The following is a 22861-nucleotide window of genomic DNA, read 5'->3' as shown; positions in this document are numbered from 1 at the left end:
ATACAATACCCCCTACTTCCGAGAGTGGAGTGGGGGGTATTTGTTGCGTACACGGAGAAGCAGTGATAGATAATACTTCATCAACGAGATACAGGGCATGGTAACCCAATGGCTTCCATGATACAATAAATCGTTCTCCTGAATTGATTCGGGCAAAAAAAGAAATATGGGGTAATAATGATAATGATCATCAAACGAATGAAATCCGTTTTGAAAAAGAGGAGGGGTCACCATGTCATTTGGTGCACGTGTACTTAAGACAGGGATTGCGGTTACACTGGCCCTGTACCTTAGCAGCATGTTCCTGAACCCGCAATCTCCCGTTCCCGCCGCGATCGCGGCCATCTTTGCCATGCAGCCATCCATTTATCGTTCCTGGAAGTACTTCTTGGATCAGCTGCAGACCACTACACTTGGGGCGATTGTGGCCCTGCTGGGAGGCATGGTGCTATCCAATGAGCCCATTGCCGTCGGGCTCATTATTGTGCTGGTTATTATGATTTGTCTTAAATTGAATATGGGCGAAACGGTTGGCCTGACGCTGGTAACCGTTGTATCGATTATGGAAGCGTCGGGTGACTGGCATTTTGCATTGAACCGTTTCCTGCTGACACTTGTCGGCATTGTATCTGCGTTTCTCATTAATATTACGGTATTCCCACCCAAGCCGAAGATCCAGTTCGTGAAGCAGATTCAGAGTGTGTTCAGTGGCATGTCACTGCTGCTGCGTACATCCATCTCGGATGAGATCAAGGAAGTGGTGTTCCGGGATGAGAAAAATAATCTGGGCGGCTCCATCAAATCATTGTCGGATAAGTATAACTTGTTTGAAGAAGAACAGAAGAAGATGAAACGGTCCAAATTCAGTGAAACCCGGCAGATGGTTGTATACAAACAAATGCTGTTAAGTCTGCAAAAAGGATTCGATGTGCTGGATTCGGTAGAACGTCACTATTTCCAGGCACAGCGAACACCGGAAATGGATCAGTTCTTTGATACACATCTGGAGCTTGTTATCAAATTCCATGAACATGCGCTGCTCAAGTTCGAGGATAAGCTGAAACCAAACGGTGAGGAGGCGGCACAGTTTATTTTGGATAATGATCGTTTCATGGAGCAGGCCATCTCCCAGTTTGATATCGATCAGGAAGGGATGCTGAGGCTGTCCATCGTGGCTGCTGCGATCTACGATTACGGCTATCAGCTGGAGCGGCTGAATCGGCTTGCCGAACATGTGCACAGTGCCAGTGAAGACAAGGATTCACAGGATAAAATTCTGAATTGGCTTAAATGGCCGTAAACATGGTAGTACGGTTTGCGGTCATGTGGTTTCATAATATACAATGGAACTACAACCAGCCCGGACAGCGTGTCCGGGTTGTTTTGCATACATAGCACAGACCTTGTGCAACCAACTCAATCGAACCGAGGTAGATATACATGAATTTGACACAGCTTGGACCTGAATGGATGGAGTGGTTCAATGGAGAGAATCTGGAGAAGAAGCAGCACGAAGCGATGCAACTGCTGACCGTGTCCGAGGGAGAATGGCCGCATCAAGCGATGATCAGTATGGGAGAAGTCATTGCGGTCACGCCCAACCTGCTGAGACTGGCTTTATGGCCGGGAACACAGACAAGTATGAATATGAGTCGAACAGGCAAGGCTACCTTGATTGCTGTTCATCAGCAAATCTTGTTATCTATTCGTCTGGATGTGACTTTACTGCCGGTATTAAGGGAAGCTGTCCATCCGAGAGATCGTTTCGAGGCTCAGGTGATTAACGTTCGTGTAGATCATGCGCCGTATGCGGAGATTACTTCAGGGATCACATTTCAATTAAAAGACGAATCTGGGGCTATTACACGCTGGAGAGAGACCATTGAAGAATTACGACAATAAAACGGGGCGCGTTCTATATTCATCCCATTCGAGGGTAATAATAGAATAAAAACAACAAAAAACGCCTCCGCTTGCATCGGGACGTTGTCACTGGTACAATAAAAAATGGTTTTCAGAAAATTAGAACTAATTAACATAAAATAAAAATGTTTACTTTCTAATTAATTATACCATAGCCTTTTCGGGCTTGTCAAATGGGCTTTTGAGGACACAATCCGGGAAAGAGGGGCGTATTAACATATGAGTACAGACCAGCAATGGAGCGAGGAGCAGCAGCGGGTCAACAAGGTAACGGAACAGATTGATCGGAAAATCGACATTCTGGAAAAGAGGTAGGTTCCTTCCGGGATGAAGTTGTGGGAATGAGAAAAGATTTCTGGGACGAAGTCACCATGAACTTCAGCGAAGCGGATGATGTAGGGGAAACCTCCACCAGTATGCGGCAGCAATCACAGGTCCTGTCGGATCGGGAGCGCAGCCATCTGAATACGGCAGCAGCGCTGGATAAAATGAAACGGCTGCACCATTCACCGTATTTTGGACGGATTGATTTCAAGGAAAATGGCTATCCGAATGCAGAACGAATCTATCTGGGGATCGCATCACTGCTGGATGAGAAGGAGGAATCCTTCCTTGTCTATGACTGGCGTGCGCCCATATCCAACCTGTATTATGATGGAGCGCCAGGTCCGGTCACGTATCATACACCGAGCGGTGAGATTAGTGGAGATATTGAGATGAAGCGGCAGTTTGTCATTCGGGATGGACGTATCCGCTTTATGTTCGACACCGGAGTTACGATTGGGGATGAGCTGTTACAGGCCGTCCTCAGTCGAACCTCAGATGCACAGATGAAGAGCATTGTGGCGACAATCCAGAAAGAGCAGAACCGGATTATTCGTAATGACCGGACTCGCATGCTGATCGTTCAGGGAGCTGCAGGCAGTGGTAAAACTTCCGCTGCGCTCCAGCGTGTAGCGTATCTGCTCTATAAATACCGCGAGCATCTGCAAGCGGATCAGATGGTCCTTTTTTCGCCAAACCCGATGTTCAACAGTTATGTTTCCACCGTACTGCCTGAGCTTGGAGAGGAAAATATGCTGCAGACGACCTTCCAGGAGTATCTGGAACGCCGTCTGGGCCGTGAATATCAACTGGAAGATCCATTCATTCAGCTTGAATACGTACTTACGGGAACTGAGGACCCTCAATACGAAGCGCGTATGTCCGGCATTCGTTTCAAATCGTCTGAGTCCTTCCTTAAGGTTATTACACGATATAAGGACAGCATGATGTCTGAAGGCATGAAATTCAAACCGGTTCGTTTCCAGGGGCGGGCTGTTGTTACGGCTGAGGCTATGGCGGAGAAATTCTATAGCTTCGAACCATCCGTCAAGCTGGTGAATCGACTGGAAATACTGCGAGACTGGATGCTGAAAGAGTTGTCTGCCTTTGGCAAAGGCGAATTGGAAGCCCCTTGGGTAGATCAACAGCTGGATATAATGGAACCAGAGGATCTGCAGCGGGCCTTTCAGCGCCTGAAGCGAAAGCAAAAAGGGAAGTCGGACACGTTTGATGATTTCCAGCAGGAACGAGAGATACTTGCCCGAATGGTGGTCAGCGATCGGCTCAAGCCTTTGCGCAAATGGATTAAATCTTTACGTTTTGTCGATGTACGTCAACTGTACGCCCACCTATTCAACGACCGGGCACAGATGGTTCGCCTGTTGGGAGAGGAAACATTGCCTTCACACTGGGAAGAAATTGGTGATATGACACTTCGCAGACTGAAAGTACAGGAGCTGGCCTATGAGGATATCACACCCTATTTGTATTTGCGTGAGTTGCTGCTCGGTTTCCATATTAACTCCAATATCCGCCATGTAATCATTGACGAGGCACAGGATTACTCTGCCTTCCAGCTGGCCTTTATGAAAAGATTGTTCCCGAGATCGAAAATCACCGCACTTGGAGATTTTAATCAAGCCATCTATGCGCACTCATCCGTACTGAGTGGTACGGGGCCGCTGACTAACCTGTATGGACCGGAAAATACGGAAGTGATTGAGCTGACGAGAAGTTATCGTTCAACGCAGGAGATCGTGGAGTTTACACGGGGCATGGTTCCGGGTGGAGAAGAGATCGTTCCATTTAACCGCGGTGGGGAGAAGCCGAAAGTGATCGTTTCCGCCAATGAACAGGAGCACCTGGATGTGATTACAGCCGATCTCAAACATCTGATTCAGGAAGGGTATGAATCGGTTGCGGTCATCTGCAAAACGGCGGAAGAGAGCAAGGACATCCATGAAGCATTAAGCAAAATACTGCCTGTGGCACCGAAGCTGATCAAAAAAACAACTCTGGCCTTTGAACGGGGTGTGCATGTCATCCCGGCGTATCTGGCCAAGGGTGTGGAGTTTGATGCTGTTCTGATCTATGATGGATCTGCATCGCAATATGCGCAGGAACATGAACGTAAGCTGTTCTATACGGCATGTACCCGTGCCATGCATTTACTGCATGTTTATTGCATGGGCAAACCTAGCCCGTTCATTACATCCCAGTCCGAAGAGTTGTATGATATGGGCAAGGTGTCTGCCGCTCAAGCCGAATGACTGCGTCTTTCAAATTCATGAAGAAGGCTTCCGTTCGATGGGACGGGAGTCTTTCTATGTATTGCAGAATACGATGAGGGGAATAAGAAGCTTCATGAGGTTGGCCTTAGGTGTGAAAAGCATCGAGGAGATCATTGGAATTAGATATCTCTTCTGACATGATATTAGATGGATTAGGTTTTATGGATAAAAAATAATCCATCCTTTGTGTTCACGCACAATAGGTGTGAATTTTCTTTACACATGACGGTGAGACTCATATAATCGTAACAATCTATTTTTTTTGGATCGTTTATTTCATGAAGGAGGCAGCAACATGAACACACCATCTTTTGAACGCCCATTAATGGCAGATTGCGTACCGGATCTGGTGGCAACGGCACGGGAGACTTGCCTGCAACCTTGGTCATTCGGGGCGGAACGCTGGTTAATGTAATTTCGGGTGAAATTTTGCCGGGCATGTCTGTAGCGGTACAGGGAGCTCGGATTGCATATGTTGGCAAAGATGTAAGCCATACGATCGGAGAGCATACTCGTATTATTGAGGCGGAAGGCAAATACATTGCTCCCGGATTGCTGGATGGGCACTGTCACATTGAAAGCACACAAATGAAAGTGACAGAGTTTGCAAGAGCCGTTCTGCCTTCCGGTACAACGGGAGGGTTCTTTGACCCGCATGAAATCTCCAATGTGCTTGGACTCAAAGGTTTGCGATTGATGCTGGATGAAGCTCGGACGACGCCCATGGCTGCTTATATGCAGGTGGCTTCCTGTGTTCCTTCCACACATCCTGGACTGGAGACAACAGGCGCTTATATTGGACCGGAAGAAGTGGCAGAAGCCCTATCCTGGGGTCCGGATATGATTGGTCTCGGTGAAGTGATGAACTTCCCTGGAGTTGTATACGGGGACGAGACGATGATTGGTGAGATTCAGGCGACGCTGAGAGCAGGCAAGGTGGCAGACGGTCACTTCACCTGGGCAGCGGATGACTGGCGTCTGCCAGCCTACGCCGCAAGCGGAGTGACGGGGGATCATGAATGTGTTACGAAGGAAGATGTTGTGGAACGTCTTCGGCTGGGCATGTACGCCAAAATGCGTCAGGGCTCTGCATGGCATGACGTGGCAGAAACGATCAAAGCCTGCACAGAGCTTGGCCTGGATACACGCCGCATGATGCTGGTGACCGATGACCGGAGTTCTGAATCGCTGCTCAAAGAAGGTCATATGGACTTTGTTGTTCGTTTGGCGATTTCTCAAGGGGTGAAGCCGGTCACTGCATTCCAGATGGCCACCATTAATACGGCTGAACGTTTCGGTGTAGCACGCGACATTGGTGCGGTTATTCCAGGGAATATCGCCGACATTATTTTGCTGGATGGACGCTTGGCTGATGTCCGTGTAGGCATGACGATTGCAGCAGGGCATGTCGTAGCAGAGAACGGCAAAATGACAGCGGTCTGGGACAGTTTCACGTATCCGGAAGAGGCGCTGAACACCGTGAAGTTGGAGGCCAATATCCAGCCGAAGGATATGGAGCTGTCTGCGCCGATTACCGAAGGTATGATTGGAGCGAAAGTCATTCATGTGACGGAGAATCATGTGGATACCAAGGAGAAGCATGTTAATGTCACGGTGGAAGATGGCAATGTAGTCATCTCAACGGCAGGTGAAATCTGCAAAATTGCGGTGCTGGAGCGTCATAAACAAACGGGAAATCGTACGGTGGCACTTGTTGGGGGGATTGGCTTCACAGGTCCTGCGGCCATCGCGATGACCGTTGCGCATGACAGCCACAATCTGCTCATTATCGGTAATGATGACGCAATGATGGCTGAGGCGGGCAATCGTGTCATCGGAATGCAGGGTGGCGTAGCCGTTGTGACTGGAACAGGTGTGACCGAATTCCCGCTGCGCATTGCAGGCTTGATGTCCACGGAATCATTCGAAGTGGTAGCAGCTCAATCTGCAGCTGTCAGTGAAGCGCTGCAGTCTGCTGGCTGTACGTTAAATAACGCATTTATGACACTGTCCCTGCTGGCACTGGTCGTTATTCCGGAAGTGCGCTTGTCCGATAAGGGCCTGGTACGCATTTCGGCAGAAGGCATTGAGCTGGTATCCCTGTTTGATGAAATGGTGGAGAATACACCGTCTGCTCCAGCCGGGAACTAACGAATAACAGGTATCCATTCTTCCTAGAAATGGGGAGAGAAGTATAGGTCGCCCTAGGGCGGCCTTTTTGTGATGCGTGCCCAGAGGCACGCATGATCTTGTTGGTGAAAGTCCAACCCAAGGAGGGGCCAAGCCACCTTGGTAGCTAGGATGCTTGCATATGGCGAAATCCGTGTGCAAAAGCGCATCGACAAAAGTACCTGTCAGAGACAGGGCGAGCAACAAGCCAGGCCGCAACATAAAGTGAATCCTGCCGCGTCGTCAAAAAGGCCCTGCAAGGGGGAAAAGAAGGTGTCGAGTCTCGATCACATAGACGAAGGCCAAGGAAGCTGTGTAGAACTTGGAACAACAGTGAAGAACCTTCCGGCGTAGAGGGAGTGGCATGGCTTGAAAGATCATGCAGTGAACTGGGGAGACCCTCCCCCACTCGGATTTTTTTTTTTAGGAATTCGTAAAGAGACACTCTATAAGTCCAAAAGACGAAGTGAAACGTCTGTGGGAAGGGAGTCCGAGGGGCTCATAGTACCGAAGAACCCAAGGACAACATAACCTTGGGGAGGGAAGGAGCCCTGCGTTGTTTATGCTTTTGGAGGAGGTACGAGTGAGTGAATGCCAATCGGCTAACAACACCAAAGGAAAAAAAAGTTCAACAACTCCAAGATAAGCTAGGTCATGTGGCCAAGGAGAACAGCAAGCGTAAATTCCATGCCTTGTACGACAAAGTCTACCGGTGGGATGTCTTGTACGAAGCCTGGAGACGAGTGAAAGCGAACAAGGGAGCGGCAGGTGTAGATGCCATAACGCTGGCAGATGTGGAGGAACAAGGAGAAATGAACTTCCTCAAGGACTGCGAACGAGCGTTGAAAGAAGGCAACTACCATCCGCAGCCTGTACGGCGGCACTATATCCCAAAGAAAGATGGGAAGCAAAGACCGCTGGGCATACCCACCGTGCGCGACCGAGTCATACAGATGGCAACGAAACTCGTGATTGAACCCATCTTTGAAGCGGATTTTGAGGACGTATCCTTTGGATTTCGCCCGAAACGAAGTGCGAAAGGAGCGCTGGAACGAATTCGGAAAGCTTGCAACCGCAAAGGGAATTGGGTAGTCGACGTCGATATCCAAGGTTACTTCGATAACATTAATCAAGAGAAGCTGATGAAATTGGTGCAGATGCGCATCAACGACAGGCGGATACTGAAATTAATACGGAAGTGGCTTCAGGCGGGAGTGATGGAAGAAGGAAACGTAAGGCGCTCCGATTTAGGAACGCCGCAAGGTGGTGTGATCTCACCGCTTCTGGCGAATATCTATCTGAACTATTTTGACCGACTATGGGAGAAACATGGAAGAGGTCTGGGAGAACTGACAAGGTATGCAGACGACTTTGTAGTAATCTGTAAAACCAAAAAGGACGCCGAGCATGCGTATGAACTCATAGGCAAAATTATGGAACGTCTGGAGCTAACCCTGCACCCGACCAAAACTCGCATTGTAGGTCTATGGACAGGAGACGAGGGATTCGACTTCTTAGGAATGCACCACCGAAAAACGAAAGCAGAAACTTCGCAAGGGAAGGTATATTATACCACGCAGCAATGGCTAACCAAAAAGGCGGAAGAACGTATTCGTGGAGTCGTTAAAGAGCGACTGTCTCCACCGAGTATGCGATCGAGATCGTTCGCGGAACATGTGAAATGGCTCAATCCGAAGATTCAAGGGTGGAGAAATTATTACTACACGAACTACAGCCAAAAGAGACTAGCTAAGCTGGACTGGTATATTTTGCAACGGTTAACACGGTGGTACGCGAAGAAGAGACAACGCAGAAAATGGATGGGTTCAGTATCTGAGGTTAAATATATCGCCGGCCAATATGGACTAAAAACGCTGTTGTAATTTGCATGCCCATGAATGACGAACATCGGAAAGCCGTATGAGGGAAAACCTCACGTACGGTTTGATGAGGAGGGGCTGGGTTTTGCCCAGCCTTTTACTCTAGGAATAGGAAAACGCTTACTAGGTCTTGAGTCGTCTGTTGTACATATGCAAAAAATGACCCATATTTAGTCGAAATGCAGCTAAAATTAAAAGATTTTTTATAAATGAGTCTTTAGAACTATAAATACAGAAGTGTGAATACCCGAAATAATGTTATATGATTCTTTCGTCGTAAGTCTAAGAGATGATGTTGCATATAAAAGCAATGTAAATAGTCGTGCTTTGAAATAGTGCTTAGGGAATGAATATAAAACGACAGAATGTCATCCGGGTTTGCACGTTAGAGCTGCATAACATTATAGGGAGTGTATAAATATGAAAAGAAAAAGAGGTTACCAATTCGTTTTGTTAATTAGTTGTTTCATGCTGTTTACAGGGAATGCGTATGTTTGCAAGGCTACTGCACTTGGTTCAGTCGACAGTTATGAAACCATCCATGGAACGGTACAAGGCTCCGTAAGAGCAACCTGGGTTTGGGACACCACGCAGATCCAAAGTAACCCTCAGCTAGTACTGAAGTTTGCCACAACGAACGACATCAATACGATTTACCTACAAATGAATCGGGATGTAAAGCTTCCGTACTATACGGATTTCATTCGTAAGGCCAGAGAGAAAAATATTGCCGTGGACGTTATGGATGGAAGACCTGCCTGGGGACTGACGGAGAGTCGGGGTCAAATTACAGATTTTCTGGACTGGGTTGAAGCGTATCAAAATCAAGTCGAGCCCAATGAAAAGTTTGCCGGCATCCATTTGGACATTGAACCTCATGTTCATCCAGAGTGGAAAACGAATCAAGCTAGTGTGATTACGCAGTGGCAGGGGAACGTTCAATATATTGTCGATCGGGCAGCACGGATGAAGATGCCTGTAGGCGCAGACCTTCCTTTCTGGCTGGACGGTTACAAGATTCCGGGTTCCACGATGAATGTAAGCAGCTGGATGATCCGCAAGTTTGACTCCATCACGATTATGGCTTATCGGGATACGGCAGCGGCCATCTATAATGTAGCGAAGGATGAGCTTCAGGAAGCGTCACTGCTGGGCAAAACCGTATCCTTGGCCGTGGAAACCAAGCAAAGCAAGGAAGGCGATTTCATTACCTTTTATGAAGAAGGCTCAGCGTATATGGAAGCACAGCTCAAGCTGGTCGAGAAAATGGCAAGTGTGCATTCGTCCTTTAACGGATTTTCGGTGCATGAGTACAGCTCATGGGAGACTTTGAAGAAGTAAGATGAAATTCCATTCATCAGCATGATAAAGAAGGTGCTTACAGCAGAACGGGCTGTGGCACCTTCTTTGCATCTGCTATCTGATATAAAAGGGAGAACAGTGAACGATCATCAGTTCGGAGTGCCGAGTGCTGTCCCTGACAGGAGCTTAATCTTAGACCAGTGCAGGTTCCACCGCCACTTTCTCATAAAACATTTTGCGATATTGGGACGGGGTAATGTTCCTGTGTTTCTTGAACGTTGTAATGAAGTAGCTCAAGTGCTCAAATCCGACGTCCATGGCAATATCCACAATTTTGTGATCGGTATTCTCAAGCTGAACACAGGCCTGCTGGATGCGATAATAGTTGATATAGTCGACCGGACTTTCTGCACCATTTGTTTGAAAAAGCGGCAAAAGTGTCCTTCGCTCATATTGGCTTCATCTGCCAGTTCTTTTAACTTAAGTGGTTCAGGGTAACGCTTGTGAATATAACTTAACACTGATTTTAGGCGCTCCACTTTATCGTGACTGCCTGACGAAATGGTCCCTTTGAGTGCAGCGGGTCTCATATGTTCAAACATTTGTGCAAATATTAGATAGAGGTAAGCTTTTGTTGTCATCTCGCAGGTTGGTGTGCCAGCGGCATGATCGGCGAAAATTCGTTTCAAATGAAAAATGATTTCTTGCCCCCACGCTTCATCGGTTTGGATATGGTAAGGAGGGATTGCCGTTTTGTGTACGAGCGGGCCAACGAACTTCTCCTGCACAGCATCGAATGTCCGGCTGCCTAACAGCTCCGGGTTAAATACAATGGATGAAAAACGCAGGGGACATCGCCTTTCAGATAACCTGCGTGAATTTCCCCCGATTGATAAAAATGGCTTCTCCTGCCTGAACCTCTACCGTATTCATGTCAATTTGAAAAACAGCACTGCCCTGAGTCACCATGGTGAACTCCATCTCGTCGTGCCAGTGGCAATCGAGAATGCTGTCGCCATTCAGCTGCTGAATATCCGGGTACACACTGACTGGATACATGGCGTTGCCGTGAATCCGGTCTTCCCGTAATCGTTCACGTTCCATATAAGTTCTCCTTTTGCATCATTATTAATGTAAACGTTCCCATAGATTGGTGGTGTTTATAAAAAATCTGATAAGAAATATCAAAATCGTGATATATTTGGTCAAAATATGAGAAGAAATTCGTTATTAATGTCAATATTATTATAGTATAACCGAAGGGGGAAAGAAAACATGAAATTTACTGATGGATTCTGGATGACTCGTGAAGGGTACCACATTCAAAACCCGACTGACATTCGTGATATTGTGCAAAAAGAGGATTCTTTGACCGTATATGCGGCAACTAAATATATTCGCACCAAAGGCGACACGTTGAACGGTACATTGCTTAAAGCAACGTACAGCTCCCCTATGCCTAACGTTATTCGTGTAACCTTGAATCATCATAAGGGCGGAGTGAAAAAGGGGCCTGAATTTGAGCTTAACCATCAAGATGTGAACGTTGACATTTCGAAGAATGAACAAGGGGCTGTTTTGAAAAGCGGCAATCTGGAAGTTCAAATCGACAAAACGAATGGTTGGGACGTCAGCTTCCTGTATGAAGGAAAACGAATTACAGGTAGCGGCCAAAGAGCCGCTGGTTATATTACAGGTCCGAGTAAGGAAGCATACTTCCGCGAGCAGCTTGATCTCGGCATTGGTGAATACGTTTACGGACTCGGTGAGCGCTTCACGCCGTTTGTTAAGAATGGCCAAGTGGTTGACACCTGGAATGAGGACGGCGGTACAAGCAGCGAGCAGTCCTATAAGAACATTCCTTTCTATTTGTCCAATAAAGGATATGGCGTATTTGTAAACCATCCTGAACGCGTATCGTATGAGATTGCATCTGAGAATGTATCTAAAGTGCAGTTCAGCGTAGAAGGAGAGACGTTGGAGTATTTCATTATCGGTGGTGACAATCCAAAGGATGTGCTTGATAATTATACCCAATTAACAGGTAAACCAGCGCTTCCACCGGCATGGACATTTGGTCTGTGGCTGACAACATCATTCACAACGGATTATGATGAAGCAACGGTTAATCATTTTGTAGATGGCATGGCTGAACGTGATCTTCCGCTTTCTGTATTCCATTTTGACTGCTTCTGGATGAAGGAATACCAATGGTCTGATTTCGTATGGGATGAAGCGATGTTCCCGGACCCGGAAGGCATGCTTGCACGTCTGAAAGAAAAGGGTCTTAAAATATGTGCTTGGATCAACCCTTATATTGCTGAAAAATCCTATTTGTTCGATGAAGGTATGGAGAACGGTTATCTGGTTAAAACAGCGGATGGCAGCGTATGGCAATGGGATATGTGGCAAGCAGGTATGGGTCTGGTTGACTTCACAAATCCGGATGCTGTGAATTGGTATAAGAGTAAGCTGGAAGTCCTGCTTGATCAAGGTGTAGACTCCTTCAAGACAGACTTCGGTGAAAGAATTCCGACAGATGTCGTGTACTTCGATGGCTCTGATCCGGTTAAAATGCACAACTATTATACACAGCTCTATAACAAAGCTGTCTTTGAATTGCTCGAAGACAAGATTGGCAAAAACGAAGCTGCCCTGTTTGCACGCTCTGCAACAGCAGGTGGTCAACAGTTCCCGGTTCACTGGGGCGGAGACTGCTCTTCTACTTATGAATCCATGGCTGAATCACTTCGAGGCGGCCTCTCGCTTGGACTTTCCGGTTTCGGATTCTGGAGCCATGATATCAGCGGTTTTGAGAGTACAGCGACCCCTGACGTATACAAACGCTGGGTACAATTCGGACTTTTGTCTTCTCACAGCCGTCTACACGGAAGCACTTCGTATCGTGTGCCTTGGCTGTTTGATGAGGAGTCCGTGGACGTTGTTCGCGACTTTACCAAACTCAAAATCAGCCTGATGCCGTACCTTTACAATTCTGCGGTGGAGTCGACGGTAAGAGGTATTCCGATGATGCGCGCTATGCTGCTGGATTTCCCAGAGGATCCAACAACTTATAGCCTGGATACGCAATACATGTTCGGCGATTCCATTCTGGTTGCGCCAATCTTCAATAAGGAAGGCGATGTACGTTATTACCTGCCTGAAGGAACTTGGACAAACTATCTGACTGGAGCTAAAGTACAAGGTGGACGCTGGATCAGTGAAAACCATGATTTCAAAACACTGCCAATGATGATCAAACCAAACAGCCTGATCGCGGTCGGTGCTGTGGATAACAAACCGGATTATGATTTTGCGGATAATGTGTCCCTTCATTTGTTCGAACTGGCTGACGGCAACTCCGCTCAAGCGGTGGTTGTGAACCAAAGTGCTGAGCAGGAGCTGGTTGTTAGCGTATCCCGTAACGGCTCTGTTCTGGAGGTTCGTGCTGAAGGTGCGGGCAAACCATGGAATATCGTGCTGCGTGGCATGGAGAGTGTATCAAGCGTTGAGGGTGGTTCCCAAGCGTCGGGTGCAAATGGTGTTGTCGTTACGGCTGCAGCAGGTGCAAGCTCGCTTACCATTCAACTGTAATGTTTATAGCATAAACAAAAGGGCGGTACCGCAAGGTGCCGTCTGTTTGTTTACTGTCATGCCATGGAAGTATGGTTCTAGTAAGGTTTTCTGTCATCGAAGTGGCAAATGTAAATACTCCTTAGTTCAATTTATACAGCGACAGATAAAGATAGGGGATTATATCTTAAATGAGTACAACGAAGTCAGGTTTACATCAAACCATTACAGCAGAGATGCTGCATCGGTTAGTAGAGAATACTTTTGGAACCGCTACCATTGTGAATGATTTTGTACTTTTGCAGGGTGGGCTTTTTAATACAACGTATCGTATTCAGCTAGAACATGCATCGCATACGGATGTGATTTTGCGTTTGGCACCAGAGCGGGGAGATATGCCGTCCGGTTCGACAAGTGATCCGCTATTCTCGTTTGAGCGCTCGATGATGTCTGCTGAACCTATTGTTTATGAATATTACCGTAAGGCAGGCATTCCTGCTCCAAATATTATCGTCTGTAATGATAGCGGATCGGTCATTCCTAGAACCTACATGTTTATGGAGTTTATCCCTAGTAAGCAGCTGGACCACCCATCGATTTCGGTGGCCGACAAAGAACGATTGTATCATCAACTCGGCGTTTATACCGCTGCCATACATCGGATTGAGGGTACAGCGTTTGGCTGGCCGCAAGGCGATGGTACGATTAAAGGCTCGGATCACTGGTCCGAGGTGCTGCACTCTTTTGCTCAGGAAACGGCTCTTAAAGCCGCCCAGGTCGGGTATATGCCAGGTGTGGGGAAGAGGTTGCAGATATGTTCATTAAGAATAAGGATTTATTTGATCAGGTAACTGTTCCGGTTCTTGTTCATAACGATCTGTGGGAAGCCAACGTGCTTGTTCATGAGAAAAATGGTGAGTTAACCATTGCTGCCATCATTGATGGGGATCGTTCCATGTTTGCGGACAGGGCGTTTGAAGCTATTTTATCGACTGAATCATCAACTGCTTTTCATAAAGGTTATGGTCAACCACAGGATATGTCCGATGAGGGACAGGCACGCCTTCTTGCCTACCGAATACTGTCCTCCTACTTTAACGCATATGTCCATGAACATCAGGTGCATCAGTCTGAGGCAGGACAGAAGTACTGTGAACGAACACGGTATCTATTGGACCAATGGAAGCAACTCAAAATTAACGAATAAGTAGGAGGGTTTAGTATGAATGAATATCATGAATATCCGATGTGGGACGCAACATTGCCATTGGAAGAACGATTAAATGACTTAATTGCGCGTCTGACAACGGAGGAGAAAATTCGATTAATTCCTACACGTGAAGCAGCAGTGCCCCGATTGGGAATCCCCGGCTACAATGTGGGAGGTGAAGCAGCTCACGGGGTTGCCTGGATTGGGAAGCTACCGTTTTCCCGCAACCGGTTGGTTTGTCGAGCACCTGGAATACCAAGCTCATGCGTGAAATTGGGTCTGTCATCGGAGATGAAGCCAGAGCATACCATCATCGTGCACCCGAGCGTCACGGCTTGACCTTATGGGCGCCTACCGTCGATCTGGAACGGGACCCGCGTTGGGGAAGAACCGAAGAAGGCTACGGTGAAGACCCTGTATTGACGGGCGAAATGTCGGCAGCTCTTGTGAAAGGCATGCAGGGTCATCATTCATTCTATTTAAAAATGGTAGCGACGCTGAAGCACTTTTTTGCCAACAATAATGAGAAGGATCGGTTGAATTGTTCATCCAGCATCGATCCGCGGAACTTGCGTGAATATTATTTAAAAGCATTCGAGACACCTTTCGTAGAAGGCGGAGCCTTATCGATGATGACAGCGTACAACTCTATCAACGGCACACCAGCCATAGAAAGTCCGTATGTGAATGATGTGGTCAAGGGTGAGTGGGCCATGCCAGGTTTTATCGTGTGTGATGGGGGTGACTTGTCCCAGACGGTCAATTATCACGGTTATCATGCCTCGCATGCGGAATCAGCTGCAGGGGCCTTAAAAGCAGGCGTGGACTGTCTGACGGACGAGGTTGACTTGGTCGTATCTGCCTTGGAAGAGGCACTTGAGCGGAACTTGCTGGAGGTCGAGGATCTAGACCGGGCCATTCGTAATATTTTTGGCGTACGTATGCGACTGGGACAGCTGGATCAGACGGGTCTTAATCCGTATGCTTCAATATCGGAATCTGTATTGTGTGCGCCTGAACATGCCAAATTAAGCTATAGAGCGGCAGCGGAGTCTATCGTTTTGCTCAAAAATGATGGACTGCTTCCGCTCCAACCGGAAAGATTGCAGAAGGTTAGCGTAATCGGACCCCTTGCGGATGTGGTCTATACCGATTGGTATAGTGGAACACTGCCTTATCGTGTTAGCGTTCTGGAAGGATTGCGCAAGCAGCTTGCCGGTGCAGAAGTATCTTTTACAGACGGAAATGACCACATTAGCCTCAAGACGGTCGATGGAAAGATAGTAACACTCGATGCTGAAGGAAAGCTTGTGGCCGTGCCAGAGGGAAGTGCAGAGACAGCCGAGTTCATCCATCAAGACTGGGGCTGGGGAAGTCACACACTGCGCAGTCTGAAGAATAATCGATATGTTACGTTAACCGAACAGGGGATTTATCAGGCGAGTGCACCGGAGATTGGTGGCTGGTTTGTCAAGGAAGTGGTGCAGATTGATTCACAAGCGGATGGAAGCAGTACGTTGCGTACGTGGAACGGATTGCCGCTTGGGCTGAATGAGCATCAGGGCCAGTGGGTTCTGTCCCCAACGCCGGAACAAACAGACGAAGACTTGAGTTCATCTGGTCATCCGGAAGCTATAGTGGAGACGCAGCAACCTGCTGTGTTCAAGCTCGACGTTGTTGCGAACGGAATAGAGCAGGCGAAAGAAGCTGCGCAGAATAGTGACGTTTCTGTTGTTGTTGTCGGCAATAGTCCATATATTAACGGCAAAGAGGAAATTGATCGTCCAAGTCTGCTGCTTCCGTCGGATCAGGTTCGGCTGGTGAAGGAAGTCTGCCATGTGAACCCGAATACGGTCGTTGTCATTGTGGGCAGTTATCCATTTGCACTGCAAGATTTGAAAGATGTGGCTCCGGCTATCGTATATTTAACGCATGCTGGTCAGGAATTGGGAAATGCGGTTGCTGATGTTTTGCTTGGAAATTATGCTCCTGCTGGCAGACTGAACATGACATGGTATGAGGATGAATCGCAGCTTCCTGACATCATGGATTATGACATTATTCATAACGGTACAACTTATATGTATCATGAAGGTCCAGTTTTGTATCCCTTTGGTCATGGATTGACCTATTCGGAATTTGAGTATAGAGCGATTCGAGTGCGGCGAGCGCAGGGATCTTCTGGAGACGATGTACTGAAGATTGAAATACAGGTGGAGAACAAAGGGGAACGCGACAGCGATGAGGTGGTGCAGCTGTACGGGCATGCCCAAACTTCACGGGTGAAGCGCCCGCAAAGTCAGTTGATCGGCTTCCGGCGGATTCATCTTGCCTCAGGCGCAGTGGAAGATCTTTCGTTTGAAATTCCTGTTCAGAAATTGGCTTTCTGGGATGTCACTCGTGACAGATATTGTCTTGAAACCGCAACATGGTCGATCATGGCTGGACGTTCCTCGGCAAATATTCATCAAACGGCAGAGATCCACATCGAGGGTGAAATCATTCCTGCACGCGCGCTCAATCTGCCTACGTTTGCGGAAAATTACGATGCATATGCAGGCGTGCTATTAGATGAATGTCTGGAAGGACGATCAGCCGTCCGTGCCATTGCTTCAGGCGAACCGCTGTATCGTGAAGGAAGCCCATCCTGGATTTCATTCCACGATAATGCTTTCCGGCAAGCTAACGGATTTGAAGGTCGGGTGGCAGCCTTCGGAGAAGGTGGCGAATTGGAGATTCGAGCGGAAGGTCCCACAGGCCCGCTGCTCGGCACTTGTGTCGTTCCAGGTTCCGCTGGGACTGTAAACGAGAGGAATCTTCAATGGAGCACCGTCCGTTGTGCACTTGAGACAAAGCGTGAGCTAGGGCAGCTCTGCATCGTTTTCAAGGGCGGTGCAGCCCTCCAGCAATTTGTGCTGATTTAGCCTTTCATTTATAAACCTTCATGATGTATAGCCAAAAAGGCTGTCATGTCACTGATTTCAGTGAGACAGCTTTTTTGCGTTGTTATCCAAAGTGATCTTTTTTACATAAGCCGTATATTCAACTGCAGAACAACCCACAATAACGTTGTTGTTTTCTGATTCTGTAAAGGTGGTTGAGGTATGAACGATAAAAAGTGGGATCTCGTCGCACTCGCTTCCATCCCGGTCATTATGACACTGGGCAACTCCATGCTGATCCCCATCCTTCCGCAGATTGAGCGTGAATTGAAAGTGTCCTCATTCAAGGTCAGCATGTTAATTACGGTTTATGCGGTCGTCGCGATCCTGCTGATTCCACTTGCAGGATATCTGTCGGATCGTTTCGGCAGGAAAGCCGTCATTATACCCAGTCTCATCATTGCAGCCGCAGGAGGTGCGGTAGCAGGAGGAGCAGCCTGGATGCTGAATGGAAATGCGGCATACTGGACCATTCTCGGTGGCAGACTTTTGCAAGGGATAGGGGCAGCAGGGGCTTTCCCGATTGTCATTCCTTTGGTTGGAGATATGTTCGATGATGAAAACGAAGTGAGTAAAAGCCTTGGGATTATTGAAACCTCGAATACCTTCGGCAAGGTACTAAGTCCGATTTTGGGTGCAGCTCTTGCTGTCTGGATTTGGTATTTGCCTTTTATGGCTATTCCGGTACTCTGTTTGCTTTCATTGGTCTTGGTTATTTTCCTGGTGAAAACACCCAAGAGGAAGGAAGAACCACAGAGCTTTCGCGAATTTGTTTCTTCCATCCGCAGTGTGCTGAAAGAAAAGGGGCGCTGGCTGTATGCGATTTTTGCCATCGGCGGAATTTGCATGTTTGTTCTCTTTGGCGTGCTCTTTTATCTGTCGGAGACATTGGAATCGGAGTTCAAATTAAAAGGTGTAGTTAAAGGGCTTGTGCTTGCCATACCGCTGGCTGCCTTGTGTCTGGCATCTTTCTTTGCTGGAAAGTGGATTGGGAAGAACAAGACACGGATGAAATGGCTCGGGTTTATCGGACTTGCTGTTTTAACGGTATCTCTTGGTGTAATCGGGCTTTTTGACAACATTTATGTCGTTGTTGGTTTGTTCACTCTTGGCGGAGCAGGAATAGGTGCTACACTGCCATGTCTGGATGCTATGGTTACTGAAGGGGTTGACAAGGAACAGCGCGGTACCATCACGGCGTTGTTCAGCAGCATGCGTTTTATCGGCGTGTCACTCGGACCTCCTATTGTGTCACTGTTAATCGGGTCCCACCATTTTATTCTGTTTGGTATTCTAGCCGCGTCCGGGGCGGTGGGAGGCTTGCTTACGTTATTGGCAGTCAAGCCGGATAAGGGAAATCAGCCTACATCAGGCGGTGGCCAAAATCATCGTGAACCTGATTATGATGATGTGAAACAGCCAAGTGGGTATGTGCCAGGACGCAGAAAGAAAAGTCCACTCTGATTAAGGCTATAAAAAACGCGTTTACTCTGGGGGAAGTATGGTTCCCTTACAGAGTAGACGCGTTCTAATGAATTGAAGTACAGCAGCGTAATTGCATCAGTTATTTTTTTCGTTGAGTAGGTGTGTCATTTTCACTTGCAGTTTCGGTATGCTCATGTCGTTCGGAGTCCTGCCCAGCAATATGTGTATGTCTCAATAGCGGATGGACAGGAACTGCAAAACCTCCACTTCGTTTTCCTTGAATCAGGTAGATCAGGAGAAATAGGATCATGAATATAATGGAATAACGATACATATCGGTATAACTGGTTATGGAAGCAATAGCGCCCAGCAGAAGTGCTCCCATAGCAATCCCTAAATCCAGCGTATTCAGAAACATGCCGTTAGCCATACCGCGCTGTGATGGAGAGACAATCTGGATCATCCAGGTCTGCATGGAGGACTGGATGGAACCATATCCGATCCCGTATAAAAATGCAGCAACAAACAAGATAGGCATAGAAGTAGCATATGAGAGAGTAATCAGTCCAGCAGCAATGAATATCGCTCCGGGAATCAGTAACGCTTTCGGACCTTTACTGTCATAGATCCGTCCTGCAAATGGTCTGACCAGCAGGACAGCGAGAGCATTAAACAAAAAGAACAGTGCAGGGTTAGCCAGGTTGGCTTCCTTTCCGTACAACACGATGAATCCAACAAGTCCGCCATATGTGATGGACAGCAAACAATTCAGTACACTTGGCAGAATCAGTTTGCGGTTGAAGGGCGTCTTTACCTTGGTGCCAGATATTGCAGCTGTTCCAGCCGGTGGAGTCGGTACCACCTCGTCATTGACCCTCCTAGCTTTTTTGCGAGTCAGTGAATAACTGAGTGGATAGATGACCACTATAACCCCCGCCGTACATAACATGAGAGTCACGAACCCAGCGCCCTGCAGCACGGTGACCCCAATAATGGGACCCATGGACATGGCTAAACTTGTGGACAGGCCGAAATAGCCCATACCTTCACCCATCCGTTTCACAGGCACAATATCCGATGCCATCGTCGGGAAAGCCGTGCTACCCATGCCAAATCCGATACCGAACACCATACGCAGCAATAACAGGACAGCAATCCCGGCAGCAAAATAATATCCAAGTGTCGCAAGCAAGGCAACGGTCAAGCCAATATAGATCATGGCATTACGAAGACCCTTCTCCAATGCTTTGGCTGAATAGAGCCGGGCAGCAATGGCGCTAAGGGCAAAGAGACAGGTGAAAAGGCTGACTTCAAAGGCATTGGCGTGAAAACGGTCCTGCACATAGGAAGGCAGTGGGGATACAATCATGTGAAGTTGCAGAAAGAGTAGAAAGTTACATAACATGAGCAGGATAAAATCGGTGGTCCACAGTTTGACTTGCGATGATTGTGATTTCATTTTTTGTTCATTCCCCCTGGTGTTAAATTCCTTACAGGTTGCTGTTCATGAGGGAAAGAGTATGTCTAAATGCTTCCATCTGGTCTTCGGGAATACCTTCAGTAAGATTTTTATTCATTTCTCTTTCGAGCGGAACAAGCTGGTCAAGCAATCGTTTTCCTTCTTCGGTCAAGTAGAGCAGGTAGGCTCTGCGATCCTGTTCGCTGGTCCGGCGATCGACCCAGCCTTTCTTTTCCAACAGATCAATAATTCGGGCAGTGGTGGGCTGGTCCTTATAAACGCGCGTCGCAACTTCCTTCTGATTCACGCCTTCGCCTTTACCGATGTTGAACAGAACGGAAAATTGCTCTGTCGTAATATCATAGGGTTTAAATCGTATGGCTAGTAAAGCCGACGCTTTGCGGTGTGTCATGCCCAGCATGAATCCAATGGATTGATCGAGTGAATAGTCGGTCCCCATAAAATCCTCTCTTTCTTTAAATAAAATAGTCTCAATTCATATACTTGTTATAACAACTATATGCTAAACAATTAATTTTGTCAAAACAGATTTATTGAACATAAGTGCATGATAAAACCCTTTTTATTTAAAATTGACAGTGGATTAAAGTTTTGATGCGCACATTGAAATATGCAAACGTTGGAAAATACTGATAAAATGGAAGTGCCGCTGTATTGCGGTAACTGGACTACATGATGGTGAGGTTACGAAGACGAATCTGCTCCATCTATCTATGGAGCTGACTGAGGAGAGCTGAGTATGCTGAAGAACATTCCCGCAATAATACCTCCGGAACTGCTGAAAATCATGTCTGAAATGGGTCATGGAGACGAACTAGTACTGGCAGATGGTAACTTCCCCGCAGCCAGTCATGCCCAGCGGCTGATTCGCTGTGATGCGCTGGGTACGGTCGAATTACTGGATGCCATTTTAAGTTTGTTTCCGCTGGATACGTACGCTGAGCGGCCGGCAGCCGTAATGCAGGTCGTCAAGGGGGATCAGGTGGTGCCTATGATATGGGAAGATTATCGCAGGCTGATCCTGGACCATGAGGGCATCACGGATGCCTTTGATCATGAAGAGCGTTTCGCGTTTTATGAAAGGGCTTCCCGCGCCTATGTTATCATTGCAACCGGTGAACGTGCGCAGTATGCCAATTTGATTTTGAAAAAAGGAGTCATTTTTCCAGATACTGATCTTTTTCCGCAATCAAAAAAAGTGGAATAAAACTGAATTTAGAGTTCAAGGCGACGAAGAGGCGGAGGTCTCGCTCGCCTTTTTGTTTTTCCCAGAACGCAGCCAGTAAACAATAACATATAGTATAGGCATACACTCGATAAGTACGGCATAGGTAGCGATGGCGTAAGAACGAATGGCTAATTCATAAGAAGCCGCGTCTTTTGCATATTGAAGCACATAAGTAGCAGCCGTTCCCGCGAGCAGATAGACTACCGTTCTATCCTTTCGAACTCCGGTAAGTTTGGCAAGACAAACCGAGGCTGCGTATAACAGAAACGAGCTGCGAGTAAACATGGTCGTAGACCAAATGGCAATCAGGAATGGGTCCAGGTTATCCAGAAAATCGCCGTAACGGGCAAAACGTATCATTTCCAGCAAAGGGTAGCGAAGACTGCTGGCTTCATAAGGTCCAAAATTCATTAAAGTAAACATCCAGAATACGATAATGAATAATGCAAGTGTAGAGCCTGCAAACAACATACTTCGTAGAAGCGGCCGCCTGAAAGCGATGGCAGGGGCAAGAAACAGGAACATCATCCATTCGGAAAACCAGGGCATGGTTGAAAAGGAGCCCGTGAAAATTTCTTTCAGATCATGATGAGTGAGCATGGCAAGCAGTACATCCGGATTCCCCCGCTTGTTACAGCAGGCATGAGAAAAGCAGACGTAAAGATTTGCACCAAAAATATGCCTTCTGACAAATAGACAATGGTGATCAAACCTGAACGCGCGGAGAGGCTGATACATAAAATGGTTACGGTTGCTGTCAGCCATATAGGTGTCTCAGGTAAGTACATGGATTGCAGGAAAACGATGAAATTCTCTACGTCAATGGATATCAAATACAGGCACAGTAACACAATGAGACCGAGGAACAGCTTGTGAACGACCTTGCCCACAATTTCTTCACCAAAATCAACCCACGGTCGATCCGGGTGAACTGATCCCAATCTGTATGTGAAGAAGAGAAGAATCAGACTGATCGCAAACCCGCCAAGGATGGATATCCACCCCTGATAACCGCTCATCTTGAACAAGCGCTGCAGGAGGAAAGCTATGGGTTCGGAATACAGGTAGACAAACATAAAACGGTACGCTTGTCCGGCAGACAATTTGATCATGG

At 47.3% G+C, this 22861-nt stretch carries 16 protein-coding genes and 3 pseudogenes; 13 read left to right on the top strand and 6 right to left on the bottom strand.

The window, feature by feature from the left end; genetic code table 11:
• Positions 1-232: 232 nt before the first annotated feature.
• The 6 genes and pseudogenes from ACTWJ7_RS23805 (at position 233) to ACTWJ7_RS23780 (ending at position 9928) form a co-directional block, all read left to right on the top strand.
• On the top strand, positions 233-1300 hold the full coding sequence (locus ACTWJ7_RS23805; RefSeq protein ID WP_079347118.1) for an FUSC family protein: 1068 nt from the start codon (positions 233-235) through the stop codon (positions 1298-1300).
• Between the two features lie 140 nt (positions 1301-1440).
• Positions 1441-1902, top strand: a complete 462-nt coding sequence (locus tag ACTWJ7_RS23800; RefSeq protein WP_079347116.1) for a hypothetical protein — start codon at positions 1441-1443, stop codon at positions 1900-1902.
• Between the two features lie 240 nt (positions 1903-2142).
• Positions 2143-4517 (top strand): annotated as a pseudogene (helD, locus tag ACTWJ7_RS23795) (RNA polymerase recycling motor HelD).
• 316 nt (positions 4518-4833) lie between these two features.
• A pseudogene (locus tag ACTWJ7_RS23790) lies at positions 4834-6689 on the top strand (adenine deaminase).
• 605 nt (positions 6690-7294) lie between these two features.
• Positions 7295-8590: a group II intron reverse transcriptase/maturase gene (gene ltrA / locus ACTWJ7_RS23785; protein ID WP_301879315.1), complete on the top strand. Its 1296-nt coding sequence runs from the start codon at positions 7295-7297 to the stop codon at positions 8588-8590.
• A gap of 417 nt (positions 8591-9007) precedes the next feature.
• Complete coding sequence (locus tag ACTWJ7_RS23780) at positions 9008-9928, top strand: hypothetical protein (RefSeq protein ID WP_079347108.1); 921 nt, start codon at positions 9008-9010, stop codon at positions 9926-9928.
• Positions 9929-10081: 153 nt separating this feature from the next.
• On the opposite strand, the pseudogene ACTWJ7_RS23775 reads toward ACTWJ7_RS23780, so the two are convergent.
• Both ACTWJ7_RS23775 and ACTWJ7_RS23770 read right to left on the bottom strand, forming a co-directional pair.
• A pseudogene (locus ACTWJ7_RS23775) lies at positions 10082-10330 on the bottom strand (helix-turn-helix transcriptional regulator); the annotation flags it as partial.
• A 420-nt stretch (positions 10331-10750) separates the two neighbouring features.
• A complete protein-coding gene (locus tag ACTWJ7_RS23770) occupies positions 10751-10993 on the bottom strand; it encodes a cupin domain-containing protein (RefSeq protein ID WP_443145932.1) in 243 nt (80 codons plus the stop codon).
• A gap of 171 nt (positions 10994-11164) precedes the next feature.
• Between ACTWJ7_RS23770 and yicI the strand changes: the two genes are divergently transcribed.
• The 6 genes from yicI (at position 11165) to ACTWJ7_RS23740 (ending at position 19078) form a co-directional block, all read left to right on the top strand.
• Positions 11165-13483 carry an alpha-xylosidase gene (gene yicI / locus ACTWJ7_RS23765; RefSeq protein WP_079347103.1) on the top strand — a complete coding sequence of 773 codons (2319 nt, stop codon included), beginning with the start codon at positions 11165-11167 and terminating at the stop codon, positions 13481-13483.
• Between the two features lie 170 nt (positions 13484-13653).
• Complete coding sequence (locus ACTWJ7_RS23760; RefSeq protein ID WP_443145931.1) at positions 13654-14313, top strand: phosphotransferase family protein; 660 nt, start codon at positions 13654-13656, stop codon at positions 14311-14313.
• Positions 14277-14669 (top strand): phosphotransferase family protein, encoded by a 393-nt coding sequence (locus ACTWJ7_RS23755; RefSeq protein WP_443145930.1) that lies wholly within the window; start codon positions 14277-14279, stop codon positions 14667-14669. The genes ACTWJ7_RS23760 and ACTWJ7_RS23755 overlap by 37 nt, the downstream gene beginning before the upstream one ends.
• 15 nt (positions 14670-14684) lie before the next feature.
• Entirely contained in the window at positions 14685-15011 is a 327-nt protein-coding gene (locus ACTWJ7_RS23750) for a hypothetical protein (RefSeq protein WP_443145929.1), read from the top strand.
• Positions 14936-17596, top strand: coding sequence for a glycoside hydrolase family 3 C-terminal domain-containing protein (locus tag ACTWJ7_RS23745; RefSeq protein ID WP_443145928.1), 2661 nt, complete (start codon positions 14936-14938; stop codon positions 17594-17596). The genes ACTWJ7_RS23750 and ACTWJ7_RS23745 overlap by 76 nt, the downstream gene beginning before the upstream one ends.
• A gap of 180 nt (positions 17597-17776) precedes the next feature.
• Positions 17777-19078 carry an MFS transporter gene (locus ACTWJ7_RS23740; protein ID WP_079347097.1) on the top strand — a complete coding sequence of 434 codons (1302 nt, stop codon included), beginning with the start codon at positions 17777-17779 and terminating at the stop codon, positions 19076-19078.
• A 100-nt stretch (positions 19079-19178) separates the two neighbouring features.
• Here the strand turns inward: ACTWJ7_RS23740 and ACTWJ7_RS23735 are convergent, their stop codons facing one another.
• Positions 19179-20498 carry an MFS transporter gene (locus ACTWJ7_RS23735; protein ID WP_079347095.1) on the bottom strand — a complete coding sequence of 440 codons (1320 nt, stop codon included), beginning with the start codon at positions 20496-20498 and terminating at the stop codon, positions 19179-19181.
• Positions 20499-20529: 31 nt separating this feature from the next.
• Positions 20530-20958 (bottom strand): MarR family winged helix-turn-helix transcriptional regulator, encoded by a 429-nt coding sequence (locus ACTWJ7_RS23730; protein WP_079347093.1) that lies wholly within the window; start codon positions 20956-20958, stop codon positions 20530-20532.
• A gap of 300 nt (positions 20959-21258) precedes the next feature.
• Here ACTWJ7_RS23730 and ACTWJ7_RS23725 point away from each other — a divergent pair, with 300 nt between their 5' ends.
• Positions 21259-21726, top strand: a complete 468-nt coding sequence (locus tag ACTWJ7_RS23725; protein WP_079347091.1) for an RbsD/FucU family protein — start codon at positions 21259-21261, stop codon at positions 21724-21726.
• Positions 21727-21741: 15 nt separating this feature from the next.
• Here the strand turns inward: ACTWJ7_RS23725 and ACTWJ7_RS23720 are convergent, their stop codons facing one another.
• Both ACTWJ7_RS23720 and ACTWJ7_RS23715 read right to left on the bottom strand, forming a co-directional pair.
• Positions 21742-22347, bottom strand: a complete 606-nt coding sequence (locus ACTWJ7_RS23720; RefSeq protein WP_443145927.1) for a GerAB/ArcD/ProY family transporter — start codon at positions 22345-22347, stop codon at positions 21742-21744.
• The gene (locus tag ACTWJ7_RS23715) at positions 22326-22859 is read right to left on the bottom strand and encodes a GerAB/ArcD/ProY family transporter (protein WP_443145926.1); all 534 of its coding nucleotides are present in this window, start codon (positions 22857-22859) and stop codon (positions 22326-22328) included. Before ACTWJ7_RS23715 ends, ACTWJ7_RS23720 begins: the two co-directional genes overlap by 22 nt.
• Positions 22860-22861: the final 2 nt, after the last annotated feature.

It is taken from the genome of Paenibacillus sp. 1A_MP2, from assembly GCF_052244825.1.
Taxonomy (GTDB): Bacteria; Bacillota; Bacilli; order Paenibacillales; family Paenibacillaceae; genus Paenibacillus; species Paenibacillus vandeheii.
Note: the sequence above shows the minus strand (reverse complement) of the source record. Positions and strands in the feature narration are given on the sequence as shown.

What these genes read in the sequence shown, in the direction of transcription:
- ACTWJ7_RS23805 (WP_079347118.1), top strand. Translation starts at nt 233, where the DNA reads ATGTCATTTGGTGCACGTGTACTTAAGACAGGGATTGCGGTTACACTG.
- ACTWJ7_RS23800 (WP_079347116.1), top strand. Translation starts at nt 1,441, where the DNA reads ATGAATTTGACACAGCTTGGACCTGAATGGATGGAGTGGTTCAATGGA.
- ACTWJ7_RS23780 (WP_079347108.1), top strand. Translation starts at nt 9,008, where the DNA reads ATGAAAAGAAAAAGAGGTTACCAATTCGTTTTGTTAATTAGTTGTTTC.
- ACTWJ7_RS23770 (WP_443145932.1), bottom strand. Translation starts at nt 10,993, where the DNA reads ATGGAACGTGAACGATTACGGGAAGACCGGATTCACGGCAACGCCATG.
- yicI (WP_079347103.1), top strand. Translation starts at nt 11,165, where the DNA reads ATGAAATTTACTGATGGATTCTGGATGACTCGTGAAGGGTACCACATT.
- ACTWJ7_RS23760 (WP_443145931.1), top strand. Translation starts at nt 13,654, where the DNA reads ATGAGTACAACGAAGTCAGGTTTACATCAAACCATTACAGCAGAGATG.
- ACTWJ7_RS23755 (WP_443145930.1), top strand. Translation starts at nt 14,277, where the DNA reads ATGTTCATTAAGAATAAGGATTTATTTGATCAGGTAACTGTTCCGGTT.
- ACTWJ7_RS23750 (WP_443145929.1), top strand. Translation starts at nt 14,685, where the DNA reads ATGAATGAATATCATGAATATCCGATGTGGGACGCAACATTGCCATTG.
- ACTWJ7_RS23745 (WP_443145928.1), top strand. Translation starts at nt 14,936, where the DNA reads ATGCGTGAAATTGGGTCTGTCATCGGAGATGAAGCCAGAGCATACCAT.
- ACTWJ7_RS23740 (WP_079347097.1), top strand. Translation starts at nt 17,777, where the DNA reads ATGAACGATAAAAAGTGGGATCTCGTCGCACTCGCTTCCATCCCGGTC.
- ACTWJ7_RS23735 (WP_079347095.1), bottom strand. Translation starts at nt 20,498, where the DNA reads ATGAAATCACAATCATCGCAAGTCAAACTGTGGACCACCGATTTTATC.
- ACTWJ7_RS23730 (WP_079347093.1), bottom strand. Translation starts at nt 20,958, where the DNA reads ATGGGGACCGACTATTCACTCGATCAATCCATTGGATTCATGCTGGGC.
- ACTWJ7_RS23725 (WP_079347091.1), top strand. Translation starts at nt 21,259, where the DNA reads ATGCTGAAGAACATTCCCGCAATAATACCTCCGGAACTGCTGAAAATC.
- ACTWJ7_RS23720 (WP_443145927.1), bottom strand. Translation starts at nt 22,347, where the DNA reads ATGCTCACTCATCATGATCTGAAAGAAATTTTCACGGGCTCCTTTTCA.
- ACTWJ7_RS23715 (WP_443145926.1), bottom strand. Translation starts at nt 22,859, where the DNA reads ATGATCAAATTGTCTGCCGGACAAGCGTACCGTTTTATGTTTGTCTAC.